Source organism: Mesorhizobium sp. M7A.F.Ca.CA.004.06.1.1 (genome assembly GCF_003999135.1).
In the GTDB taxonomy this organism is placed as follows: domain Bacteria; phylum Pseudomonadota; class Alphaproteobacteria; order Rhizobiales; family Rhizobiaceae; genus Mesorhizobium.
Genome location: NZ_RZPQ01000101.1, coordinates 1 through 11,945, shown reverse-complemented (window position 1 = coordinate 11,945; position 11,945 = coordinate 1). Strand labels below are relative to the sequence as shown.

Here is an 11,945-nt window from a genome sequence, read left to right as displayed (position 1 = left end):
CTGATCTGATAGCGCAGCGCCTGGCCCTGGCGGGTGACGAGGTAAAGCGCCTTCTCGTCCTTGCGGATGACGATCGTGCCCGGCTGCTCGGCGGTTCTAAAGGCAACGGCCTTGCGCAGGCTGGGCCCCATCGCCGGCAGCGGCGGCCGCTCCGAAAGCGCCGATCGCGCCTCGGCGAAGTCGTGGACGGACAGCGCCAGCGCCATGCCGAGCGCGCAGGCGCCGGCGAGCTTCGGGGCGATCCGATATCTATCGGGCAGCGTCATCGAGCCGCTCTTTGAACATCCGCTTCAGATCCTTGTTGAAGCGCGCACGCCCATCCACTTCGGAAGGCGGAATGGCCCTGTTCAGCGCATCGGTCAGAAGCGCGTTGTCGAGCGCGACCGACTTGATGTGCGGCGCCTTGAAGATCTTTTCGAGCTCGCTGCGCGAAAAATGGTTCCCGAACCATTTGCGCTTGTGCTTGTTGGCGACCAGCGTGATGCTGACCGCATTGCCGCGCAGCTCGCGGATCTTCTTGTAGAGCCGCTTGCCTTGCCGCAGCGACGCGACATTGAGTTCGAAGACGATGAAGATCTCGTCGCTCGTTGACAGCACGGAATTGTGCCAGGGCGTTTCGAGATTGGGCAGGTCGATGACGATATCGTCGAAGCGGTAGGCGACGAGGTCGAGCAGCCGGAAGACGAAGTCGCTGCCATGCGGCTCGAACGGCAGTTGCGGCCGCTCGAATGCGTAGAGGGTGAGGCCGGACGGGCGCGACAGCTTGATGACGTCCATCAACTCGACATCGAGCCGTTCCGGCTGGCCGATGATGCCGGCAAGGTCGAACTGGTTGAACAAGTTGAGATAGGCGCCGCAATTGGCGCTCTGGAAATCCAGGTCGACGAGACAGGTGGACGCCGCGCGCTCAGCCGATTTCGACGCCAGGAATTCGGCCGCCGACAGCGCCAGCGTCGTGGCGCCGGCGCCGCCGCTGGCGCCGATGAAGGTGATGATCCGGCTCTTCGTTCCCTGGTTGCCGGTGTCGTGGAAGGTCACGGCATTGAGCAGCTCCTTGCCGTCGAGCGGCTTGTGCAGCCAGTCCGAGGCGTTCATGCGCACCAGCACGCGCGTCTGCTCCGAGCTCAGCTCGTCGGAAACCGCGATCAGCGGCACGCTGGCCCACAGCGCGCGCGCCTCGACGATGCCGGGCCTGCCGAGCAGCTCGCCATTGCCGAGATCGAGGATGACGATGCCCGGGCGCGTATCGGCCGGCGGTCCCTTGAGGAAGTCGCTCGTCTCGGAAACCCTGACGTCATAGATCGCCAGCGCATCGAGCCGCGTCGCCACATCGCGCTTGAAATTCGGGTCCGACGAAAACAGCGCCACCTGCTTGCGCTTGGTCGGCGTAACCTTGGTGTTGATGGCATTCATGACGCGGTGCTCTTCAGATCTTCGCCCGTGACCGTGCTCAGCATGGAGGGCATGGTGATGTTTGCAAAACTCAAAAAGAAGAACTGGAAGTTCACATTTTGGAGGCTGACTGAAATAGTAGGAACGTTTCCTGCGGCTCGCGTCTGATAGCCAAGTCCCGTAGCCGAATAGCGGATGACGACATTGGCTGGCAGCAGCAAGGGGTCGAAGTCGCACATGCCAGGACGACTGCCGGCCACCGGGCCACATATTCCGTCGTCACCTGCAAAAATTCTGCTGAAATTTGTTGCTGACCACACGCCGGCAACACAATGGGCACCTGTGCAACTGCAGGTCGAGGTTGCGCCATTGCAAACATAGGCAAAAGAATTCGCGACAACGGGAGATCCCGGTGTCGTAGTCGGGCCAGCCGTGGAAATCTGCGGCGCGACCGGATCCGAGATTGAGGCTAGCCGTGCACCGGCCTGGACGGCCTTGGTGGCCGAGTTCCACTGATATAATGCATAGCCGAAATCGACGAAGCCGAAGACAAGGGCAAACAGCAGGGTCGAGACAATGGCCATTTCCACTGTCGCCGTGCCGTCCTCTGATTTTGCGAAACGCTTGATCATGATCAGAACCGGATCAACCGCTCCTCGTGAAAGCCATTGAGGGTGATCGGCCCGATACCGAGCAAATACAGTATGCCGACCCCGCTGTAACCGAAGGTGCCCGCCGCCCTGACGATGCAAACCTGTGCGGTGGTGGACCGATATTGAGTGACGCCGGCGACCACGGCATCGTGACAAGAGCCTGAGGCGGCGATGGTCATCGTCACATTCGCCTTCTGCCAGCCGGCGATGCGCGCGGGTGCTGTCCCGGTCGCGTTGCCGAACACCGCGATGTTGGTGGCAATGTCGGCGCAGTCGATCGTCAATCCAGCATTGGTGTACAACTGACTGTTGCAGCGCGCCGCAAAGCGGGCACCGTCCGAAAGCCCGGCTTCCATCAGCAGCTTTTCGTGGATCAGATTGCCGAATTCAAAGACACCCGCCGACAGGATCAGCATCAGTGGCGCGATCAGCGCCATCTCGACAAGCGCCGTCCCACTTGGATCGCGTCTAAATCTATGCAGATGGCGGTAGAGCGTTGCGATCATGGCCGTCACCGGTAGAGCTGGGCTTCGTCGCGAAGAAAATTGTCGAGCGTGCCTTGGCCGCCGCGCCCGGTGATGTCTACAAGCTCGACTCTAATGGTCTGATCTGGGCCGCTCTCCACAGGTTCCGTGATGAAGAAACTGCCGAAGGCCTCGACCGGTAGCGGCTCTGAGGAGTTGCCTCCTGACATCAACCCGGCGGCTACCAGTGCCTGACAGTTTAAGATGGCGCCGTAGAGGAGTCGTCGGTCCGGATCGGAAACGCTGTTTGACGAACAGGCTGGGGCGCCTAGCTCGCCACCATTCGAAGGGTGATTTACGATGCCCTGCGAAATCTCGTAGCGATAGGCGCTGTAGCGGGTCGGCTGATTTGTATTGCTGGCAGGGTTTATACCATCTGCCCCGATTGGCTTTGGAACGGTTACCGGGTTTGTCGTGGTGTTGAAATTGGTATTCCAATATTGGTCGAAATCCCAATTCCCGTCGCCGATGCGTCCGTTGACTACCGGGTCGCGTGGCAAGGCCTGGAAATTTGTCGGCTGCGCCGGGCTGACTTCAGCGGCATTGCACGCGTTACCTTGGGTCCTGTAGCCCTTCCGCACGTTTTCACCTGGCGCAAAATTAGGGTCGTTTCTATTGCCGTTCATCGGTCCATCGTAGACGTCGAAGCGAACATTCAATGCATCGCGAACCGTCGCAAGGAAGCCGGGGCGCAGCAGCACGCCACGTTGATCGTAACATGCCTGCGATTTTGTCATGGCGATCATATCCCTGATGGCGTTTGCGCCAGATCCATTCGGCGGTTGCAGGAAGCCGTAGTTTCCAGGCGAGTTCTGCGCCGAACTGCCGCCCTGCTGGCGCAGCTCAATCATGCGGCGGCGCTTCGCCGGGTCGGCGGCGACGTCAAAGAGGTTGTCAGCCGTATTCTCGTAGGGATTGCAGATGTACACCGGGGTGAAATCGCAGACGCTGGAGGTGAAGCCGGCGACCGACACTGCCCCGATGTTGAACGATCCGTTGGCGTTCGACGACAGAAAAGAGACGGGGAAGATCGCTGCGAACCCTACGGGCGTTACTGTGACCTCGATGAAGCGAGCTTGCACGGCGCCTGCGACCTCGTCGGTGATGACATTGGCTGCGGTGATCGGAAGATTGTCGGTCGCCGGAATAGATCTCAGATAGCGCCTGGTTACGCCGGCTGCCAACAAATCCTGCGGGCCGGTACCACCTGTCGAGAAATTATATCTGTTGAAGACCAAGGTGGACAGCGCGCGGTCTGCCCGCGTGATGCTATCAGGCCGGCCATCAAGTTCGGCAGCAGCGGCAAGCGAGAACGAATCGGCGCCCTTTTGCAGATCATTATGCAGATTGTTCGCCCTGCTCATATCGATGGCGAGCAGCGAAAACCCGATAATCGCCGGCAGGGTAATGCTGACGAGGATCAGCGCTATTCCCCTCTGGTCCTGCCAGAACGCGCGAAAGGTCCGCAGCATGGCCTTACTCTTTGCTCCCCTGACGCCGGTCGTCTTGCCTGGCGCACTGAAACCGCATCCCTGTTCAGTTCACTGGTTCGTCACTCCCGACCCGCCGACATTGACCGTGATGGCCGGCGGCGGCGGCGGTGGTGGTGGAAATCTGTAGTTCTGAGCAACACCGGCGGCGCGCGCACCGTCACCCTCGATCCTGGTGTTGTTGGAGGCCGGATTGAGCGGGTCGACCGTTTGCAGCATCGAATTGAACTTCTGCGTGTCGCCGGCAGCCAGGGTCACCGAATCATAGTGGTTCAGATAGTCCGTGGCACAGCCCGACAGCAGGCCGGTGCCCAGGATGAGGATCAAGGCGCTATTTCTTGACATAGAGCATCTTGTCCTTCGATTTGAAGTCGAGCATGTGGCCATAGGGGCCGGTTACGCCTTCGCCCAGTTCATATTTACGGACCATATCCTTGGTCACTTCAAGCTGTCCGAGCACGAAGAATTCGGGATCGTTGGCGGGCCGTGTCTTGTCGAACGGCGTCGCCAACTGCTCGCCGGGCTTCACCGGCCGCACGATGTGCGGCGTGACGATGACGACCAGCTCGGTCTCTTCCTTCTGGTTGCTCGAATTGCGAAACAGCGTTCCGATGACAGGCACCTGGCCGAGCCACGGCACCTGGTCCTGGAGCTTGGTGGTCTTGCTCGACAGAAGCCCGCCTACGGCGAAACTCTGGCCGTCGCGAAGTTCGACGACGGTTGCCAGCTTGCGGTTGGTGAAGATCGGGTCGCCGGCGGTGGTGAAGCCGGTCAGGTCGCTGACTTCCGGCGCCAGCCTCATATGGATCTTGCCGTCGTCGAGTACGACCGGCGTGAACAGCAGGTTAACGCCGAATTGCTTGTACTCGATGCTTATCTCGCCGTCTTTGTCGAGCGTTCGGATAGGCACTTCGCCGCCGGCGTTGAAGCTGGCCTGCTCGCCGGAAAGAGTGGTGAGGTTGGGGTTCGCGAGCATGCGCACCGCGCCTTTGGACTCGAGCGCCTCGATGATCAGATCGACCTTGATGTTGCTGTCGATGACGCGCGTGATCAGGGCTCCGAAGGGACTGGAGGTCGACAGGAGGCCGCTGAGCAGACCGCCCGGCCCGAGCACCACTCCGTCCTCGTCGACGGCAGCAACACCGGTGCCGGTACGGGTCGTGCCACTGCCGTTCGTGCTCCTGATCGACACGCCGAGATCGCGGCCGGTGTTGCGCTTGGCTTCCAGCACGCGCACTTCTAAATTGACCTGCTGGCTGTCGTCGACGATGACGGAGTTGATGACGGCGTCGGGGCCATATTGCTGCGCAACCGCCAGGATAGCCGCCAGCGTGGCGCCGTCCTTGACATGACCGCCAAGCCTGACCCTGCCGTTGACCGAGCCGACCTCGATGCGCGACTTCGGCGCCACCTGGCGGATCGCCTGCGCCATGTCGCTGACATCAACACCGACCTCGATCTGGAGCGCGCCGAGCGAGCGCTTGTCGGTGGAAAACAGATTGACCGTGGTGGTGCCGGCGCCCTTGCCGATGACATAGAGCGTGCGGTCGGTCATCGGCTGCGCATCGGCGATCTTCTCGTCGCCGACGACGATATCGCCCAGATTGGCACTCACCTGGATCGTTACCGATTGTGACATCGGCAGGAAAATCCGGTGCACGGCAGGGGTTGAGACATCGATGAAGCGGTCGGCCGCACCGGCCGCCAGGCCCGACAGCAACAGCGCCGCCAAACACGACAACGCGGCCGTCGCTATCCCTAACCAAGAACCCCGCATCCCCGTCTCCCCACTCGCTGCTGGTGGCAGCATCCGTTTCGCCGCGCTTTATTGTTGTCGCGGTACGTCATATGTCTCGAGCTTCACACCCCGGAACACGCCGACCGTAGCCCGTGCCGGCGGCTCCGGCTGCACGTATTTGACCACTTCCTTGGTCGCCGGTGCCGCGATAGGAACCGGTTTGGCCCGGCCAAGTTCGTCGAGACGGCTTCCCACTTTTTCCACGGCCTGGGTCAACCCGGCAATCTTGTCCTCGGCGCGCTTGCGCTCGGCTGCTGCTGCCGCTTCCGCTGCTGCCCTCTTGTCGAGCTCCGCCTGCCTGGCGGCGACATCGGCCGGCGTTTCGCCGGTCAGGTCAGAAAGCGTCACCCGTTCTGTCGTCTCGCCCTTGCTGGCTGCGGCCTGACGCAGCGCCAGCGACAATTGGCCGGCGCCTGCCGCCAGCGTCAGCTTTTGCGCGTCCCTGGTGCTGGCCTCCAGCGTCACGGACTTCACCACCGTCGGGCTGTCCTTGCTTTCGTCGGCCACCTGGTCGATGGCCAGCACCTTCATGCTCTGCAGCAGCACGTCGACGAAACTCTTATCCGTGCCATCATCGCCGCGCGCCGTGCGGGTGAGTAGGATATCGACTCGATCGCCCGGGAAAACGAAGCCGGCCACACCGAGCACGTCGTTGACGCGGATGGACACGGCCTTCATGCCTTCGCCGAGCACCGCCGAAAGCGTGGCGCGCTGGCCGGGGCCGGTAATCTTGGTAGCAAGAATCGGCTCATTGATGCCGATCGCTTGCAATGCCTGCTTGGCACCGTCGCCAGCTAGCAGGTCTTTCGTTGACTTGAATGCCCCGGCTGGAACCGCGCCCGCAGGCCAGGCAACTTCGCGCAGTTTATCTGCGCTCAGAGCGTCACCGAACTTCAGCGGCACTGCCGCAACCACGACCGTGCTGCCTTGTACGACACCCGTTTGTGCCATGGCGCTTCGCTGGCCGGCAAGCCAGATATTGACCAGCACCACCGCCAGGACGCCGAACACCCCGGCGAGCACGATCATGATAATTGTGTTGGCGCGCATGTCCCAAGCCCCAGCCCCAATGCGGGATTCGCCCGCTGCGATCGGATTCAGGCCCGGCTCGAACGATCCGGGCCTGAATGTAGTCAGGCGATCAGGAACCGGTGCCCGCAGCCGCGTTGCAGGTGCCAGCCCCCGCGTCGAGGGCGGTGCAGAGACCGAGGAACCTGGCGTTTACCCAGGCGCCGATGGCGATGACAGTCAGGATCGATGCAACGGCAATGATGCCGATAAGAATAGAATATTCGACCATGGCAGCGCCGTTCTCATCGTCGCGGAACTGCCGGGTCATCGTCATGAGCTTGTTCATGTCAATTTCTCCCTTTGGAGGTTGGAACCCGACGAGACAGAGCAAAGGATGAAATCCATACCCAAGCATCCCCCGTCATCTCGATCCTAGGTCCCGAGAAAACGCAGAGTCAAACGAGATTAAGAGTTCCTTAACTTTCATGTACATGATTCGGCAAGAAGATCACAGTTCCGAATTTTCGCAACAGCTTGATTCTTTTCATTTTTCAAGGACTTTAACCATTCGTTCACAATTTGGCCCCCGATGGGGCAAGATTGTGGAAGCATTAGCGCAAATGCATATTCCTTTATATCTAAGGGTTTAGCAGCCTCTTCCGGGCGGTTTGCCCCCAAAAGTCGAAAGAGCCTGGAAAGCAGGGCCGACGCCCTGACCACGAACCGGCAGCCGTATCAAATAAGCGCGTTATTACAGGCTTCTGATCTTAACTATGTAGAAAGTATTGAGGGCACGCCTACCACCTGGGCGCTTGTGCCTCCCGTGGTTAACAGTTAGTTTCCGCTAATGAGGGACTGAGGGGAGTATAAGCGACTATGCTGGGGCGGTTCATCAAGGGGACAAGCGAACAGCAGGTAGCGTCAAAGACCGATCAGCTGGTGGTGCAGCCTGTTGCTCCGGCTCTTTCGCCAGCCGCTGATATTGAATCGCATGGCAATGATTTTCTGACGCTCAAAGTCGAGCTTCATCGCCATTTGATCGATCGGTTCAACCTGACCGCTCTTGAAAGCGCTTCCAAGGACGAGATCCTGAATGAGATCCGTCCGATCGTGCGCGAGTTCGTTCGCGCTCGTGCGGTGCCATTGAACGCACGCGAGCTTGATCAGCTGACCAGCGACACCGCCGACGAGATGCTGGGTCTCGGGCCAATCGAACCGCTGCTCAAGGACGATTCGATTACCGACATCATGATCAACACCCACAAGCGCGTCTTCATTGAGCGGCGTGGCATGATCGAAGAGACGGCAATCCGTTTCCGCGACGAGGCGCATCTGTTGCGCGTCATCAACAAGATCGTTTCGGCTATCGGCAGGCGTGTCGATGAATCGTCGCCCATGGTCGACGCACGCCTGGAAGACGGTTCGCGCGTCAATATCGCGGTGCGACCGATCTCGGTCGACGGCCCCCTGGTGTCGATCCGCAAGTTCTCCAAGAATCCCTATTCGCTCGAACGTTTGATGGCTTTCAACTCCATTCGTCCGCCGATGATCGAACTGCTGCGGATCGCCGTGCAGGCGCGCAAATCGATCCTGGTTTCGGGCGGCACCGGCAGCGGCAAGACCACCTTGCTCAATGCATTGTCGAGTTACATTCCCTCGAAAGAGCGGCTGATCACCATCGAGGATGCGGCCGAACTGCAATTGCAGCAGCCGCATGTGGGCCGCCTCGAAACGCGCCCGCCCAATGTCGAGGGTAGGGGGGAGGTGCGCCAGCGCGAATTGCTGAAGAACGCGTTGCGCATGCGGCCGGACCGCATCATCGTCGGTGAGGTGCGCGGCGAGGAAGCCTTCGACATGCTGCAGGCGATGAACACCGGCCACGAAGGCTCGATGACGACAATCCATGCCAACACGCCGCGCGATGCGATCTCGCGGCTGGAGCAGATGGTCGGCATGGCCGGCATGCCGATGACGCATGAGTCAATCCGGGCGCAGATCGCGTCCGCCATCGACATCATCGTGCAGACACAGCGTCTTTCGGATGGAGGCCGGCGTGTCACCTCCATATCGGAACTGACCGGCATGGAAGGCAATGTCGTGCAGCTCCAGGAAATCTACCATTTCGTCCGCCGTGAGGTCACAGCCGAGGGCAAGGTCATCGGCGACTTTCGCGCGACCGGTGTCCGTCCGCGCTTCGCTCCGGAGGCCGCGACGCTTGGCCATTATTTTGCCAAGGACGCCTTCAACCCGCAGGTTGCCCTCTGATGCTGACGGGTCAAGCTCTGCTCTACTTCATCTACATGCTGGCGGCAGCCTCGGTCATTCTGGCAGGCGAAGCTCTCTATCTTTCCTTTGCCGGCCGCCGCTCCCGGTCTCTAGCAGTCAATCGCCGGCTGAAGCGGCTCGCTGGCGACGTTCCAGCCGAACAAACGTTGCAAGGGTTGCTGCGAGAACGCGGCCTCACGGACTCCGGCGACTTTCTTTTTGGACTGGTCTGGTTGAACAGGCTCTATACCCAGTCCGGTATCACCGGAAATCCGTTGACCTTCGCCGCGACGTTCTTGCTTGTCGGATTGGCGATGGCGTTGCTGCTGGCGGTCCTCTTCAATTTCTCTGCCTTGGCGTCGCTCATCATTTTTTTGGTCATAGGGTTTATCTTGCCGCTTCTCGTCCTCCGGCGCGCTCGTAACAAGCGAATCCGGAAGTTTGCCAAACAGCTGCCGGATGCGCTCGACATGATCGTTCGTTCGCTGCGCGCCGGACATCCCGCTTCGATCGCGATCGGTCTGGTCGCACGCGAAATGCCGGATCCGTTGGGCACTGAATTCGGCATCGTCTCCGATGAGATCACCTTTGGTCTCAGCATCGAGCAGGCCGTGCGGAAGCTTTCGCAGCGCGTCGGCTTCGAGGGGCTTCAGCTGCTGTCGGTATCGCTGTCGATTCAGGCCAAGACGGGCGGCAATTTGACCGAAATTCTGGCCAATCTTTCCTCCGTTCTGCGTGAACGGCAGAAATTGCGAATGAAAATTAGGGCGCTTTCGGCCGAAGGTCGCGTCTCCGCGTGGATCATCTCCTTGTTTCCTATTGTGATGTTCCTCACGCTTCAAATCCTTGCCCCATCCTATTACGGAGCCGTTTGGAGCAACCCGCTCGTCTTCCCGATATTTATGCTTTTTGGGTTGTGGGCGCTGCTTGGCGACTTCATCATGTACCGGATGGTTACTTTCGATTTCTGACTGGGAGCGACGAAAGAATTGTTTTCGAACATTCAGGATCTGGGTTTCTTGGTGTCTATCGTCGTCTTCGCGGCGGCGGTGTCCCTTTTCCTGTTCGGTGCGTTAGTCTTTCTGCCAGCTCTGCAAACCCGTAAGCTTGTCGCGCAGAGCCTGATGGGTGAAGGAATCGCAGACCGTCGATCCATGCTCGGGCAAGACCAGCTTGCCAAGATTTCGGCGCAACGGCCGGTCGATGCCTACTTCAAGTCGATCGAGAAGGAGCGGGAAGAGCCAAACGCCTTGGAAGCGAAGCTGTTTCGCGCCGGCTTTTATCAATCAAGCGCACCGCTGATTTATACGCTGTGCCGCCTTGTCGCGGTCTGCGTCGGCTTTCTGGCAATGTATGCACTCCTGTCGCGGGCTCTGCCGTCGCACCTGCCGGGTTTCATTACCCTTGCAGGTTCTGCCCTGTTCGGCCTGGCCTGCATCGTGCTTCCCGCCATTCTGCTCGACCGTTTCGAGAACGGCCAGAAACAGATCTATCGCCGAGCTTTCCCCGACTTCATGGACATGATGATCACCTGCGCCGATGCCGGCATGAGCCTGGAGGGGGCAGTCGAACGCGTCAGTCATGAGATGGCTGGCACCCACAAATGGCTGGGAATACAGCTGTCGATCATGAATTTGCAGTTGCGTGCCGGCAAGCCGTTGCGGGAGGCATTGCGCGAACTCGCCGATCGTATCGGGCTTGACGAAGCCAGGGCACTGGCTGTCCTGTTTAGGCAATCGGAAGAACTCGGCACCAGTCTCACCGATGCATTGCGTGTCTATAGCGCCGAGATGCGCGGGCAACGAATTCTGAGTGCAGAGGAACGCGCCAACTCTCTGCCGGTGAAGATGATGATTCCGTTGGGGCTGTGTATCTTCCCTGTGGTTATGATGGTTATCATGCTGCCGGTGATCATCCGCATGAGGGGCATTATCTTCTAGTTGCGTGTATGATCTGATTCTAATATGAGGTCCGAGACCCTTGGGGGAATCTATATGAAGAGGGCTAACGCGGCGGCAGCCTGTCTGTTGATAATGCTTGCCGGCTGCCAGACGGCGGACATAACCGACGGGGTCGTGCGCACCAACGAACCATCGAAAGGCGACGTGACGTCTTTTGGCGACGCTTTCGATGGGCTGAAGACGGTCAGCGATGTCGAATATTACGCCTCGGACCAGGCCGTCGCCGAGGCCAAGAACCAGTTCCGTGCCGAGAATTACGGCAATGCCGGCGCGCTGTTCTTCAAGGCGACGCAACTGGCGCCCAATGATGGCAACGCCTGGATGGGACTTGCCGCCTGCACCGACCGGATCCGCCGCTTCGACCTGTCCGACAAGGCCTATGCCAAGGCGTTCAAGCTGGTCGGCGCGACGCCTGAATATTACAACAATGTCGGCTATTCCTACCTGCTGCGCGGCAAGCTGCAGGATGCGCGCTCGAATTTTCTCAAGGCTTACGAATTGGCGCCCAACGACCCGACCGTCGCCAACAATCTGAAGCTTTTGTCGTCAAGCGTGCAGAACGTCGAGCGCTAGCATGCTGCTCGTCGAAGCGCTGCTGCTGAAGGTGCTCGCCATCCCTCTGCTGGCAAGGATTGGCTGGCTCGACTTCAAGACGCAGAAGATTTCCAATCGCGACGTGCTGCTGCTGCTCTGCCTGGGGGCCGGGGGCTTGCTGCTGCTGTCGCTCCAGTCAGGCTCGTGGTGGGACATGGGGCTGAGCGCTCTCGCCGGACTTCTGCTGTTCGTCGCGCTCTTGCCCTTCTGGGTCTTGCGCAAGATCGGCGCCGGCGATGTCAAGCTGCTGGCAGTCG

The 11,945-nt window shown here is 59.9% G+C and carries 13 protein-coding genes and 1 pseudogene; 5 read left to right on the top strand and 9 right to left on the bottom strand.

Going from position 1 to position 11,945, the window contains the following annotated elements; all coding sequences use genetic code 11:
- From EN906_RS09215 to EN906_RS09175, 9 genes and pseudogenes are all read right to left on the bottom strand, one after another.
- Positions 1-266 (bottom strand): annotated as a pseudogene (locus tag EN906_RS09215) (L,D-transpeptidase); the annotation flags it as partial.
- Positions 250-1,413 carry an AAA family ATPase gene (locus tag EN906_RS09210; RefSeq protein ID WP_127268514.1) on the bottom strand — a complete coding sequence of 388 codons (1,164 nt, stop codon included), beginning with the start codon at positions 1,411-1,413 and terminating at the stop codon, positions 250-252. The gene EN906_RS09210 and the pseudogene EN906_RS09215, both read right to left, overlap by 17 nt.
- Positions 1,410-2,024, bottom strand: coding sequence for a TadE/TadG family type IV pilus assembly protein (locus EN906_RS09205; RefSeq protein WP_127268515.1), 615 nt, complete (start codon positions 2,022-2,024; stop codon positions 1,410-1,412). The genes EN906_RS09210 and EN906_RS09205 overlap by 4 nt, the downstream gene beginning before the upstream one ends.
- Positions 2,025-2,026: 2 nt before the next feature.
- The gene (locus EN906_RS09200; protein ID WP_127268516.1) at positions 2,027-2,551 is read right to left on the bottom strand and encodes a TadE/TadG family type IV pilus assembly protein; all 525 of its coding nucleotides are present in this window, start codon (positions 2,549-2,551) and stop codon (positions 2,027-2,029) included.
- A gap of 5 nt (positions 2,552-2,556) precedes the next feature.
- Positions 2,557-4,041, bottom strand: coding sequence for a pilus assembly protein TadG-related protein (locus tag EN906_RS09195; protein ID WP_127268517.1), 1,485 nt, complete (start codon positions 4,039-4,041; stop codon positions 2,557-2,559).
- A gap of 69 nt (positions 4,042-4,110) precedes the next feature.
- Entirely contained in the window at positions 4,111-4,404 is a 294-nt protein-coding gene (locus tag EN906_RS09190; RefSeq protein WP_127268518.1) for a hypothetical protein, read from the bottom strand.
- On the bottom strand, positions 4,391-5,836 hold the full coding sequence (locus EN906_RS09185; protein ID WP_127272238.1) for a type II and III secretion system protein family protein: 1,446 nt from the start codon (positions 5,834-5,836) through the stop codon (positions 4,391-4,393). The genes EN906_RS09190 and EN906_RS09185 overlap by 14 nt, the downstream gene beginning before the upstream one ends.
- Before the next feature lie 48 nt (positions 5,837-5,884).
- The gene (gene cpaB, locus EN906_RS09180; protein ID WP_127270767.1) at positions 5,885-6,907 is read right to left on the bottom strand and encodes a Flp pilus assembly protein CpaB; all 1,023 of its coding nucleotides are present in this window, start codon (positions 6,905-6,907) and stop codon (positions 5,885-5,887) included.
- Positions 6,908-6,998: 91 nt separating this feature from the next.
- The gene (locus EN906_RS09175) at positions 6,999-7,214 is read right to left on the bottom strand and encodes a Flp family type IVb pilin (RefSeq protein WP_127270765.1); all 216 of its coding nucleotides are present in this window, start codon (positions 7,212-7,214) and stop codon (positions 6,999-7,001) included.
- A 530-nt stretch (positions 7,215-7,744) separates the two neighbouring features.
- Here EN906_RS09175 and EN906_RS09170 point away from each other — a divergent pair.
- The 5 genes from EN906_RS09170 to EN906_RS09150 all read left to right on the top strand — a co-directional run.
- A complete protein-coding gene (locus EN906_RS09170; protein WP_127272239.1) occupies positions 7,745-9,133 on the top strand; it encodes a CpaF family protein in 1,389 nt (462 codons plus the stop codon).
- The gene (locus EN906_RS09165) at positions 9,133-10,104 is read left to right on the top strand and encodes a type II secretion system F family protein (protein WP_127269129.1); all 972 of its coding nucleotides are present in this window, start codon (positions 9,133-9,135) and stop codon (positions 10,102-10,104) included. The genes EN906_RS09170 and EN906_RS09165 overlap by 1 nt, the downstream gene beginning before the upstream one ends.
- A gap of 18 nt (positions 10,105-10,122) precedes the next feature.
- A complete protein-coding gene (locus EN906_RS09160) occupies positions 10,123-11,073 on the top strand; it encodes a type II secretion system F family protein (protein WP_127269130.1) in 951 nt (316 codons plus the stop codon).
- A 54-nt stretch (positions 11,074-11,127) separates the two neighbouring features.
- Positions 11,128-11,667 carry a tetratricopeptide repeat protein gene (locus EN906_RS09155; RefSeq protein ID WP_127269131.1) on the top strand — a complete coding sequence of 180 codons (540 nt, stop codon included), beginning with the start codon at positions 11,128-11,130 and terminating at the stop codon, positions 11,665-11,667.
- A gap of 1 nt (position 11,668) precedes the next feature.
- Positions 11,669-11,945, top strand: a 277-nt coding sequence (locus EN906_RS09150; RefSeq protein WP_206529076.1) for a prepilin peptidase, incomplete at its 3' end; no start/stop codon positions are given.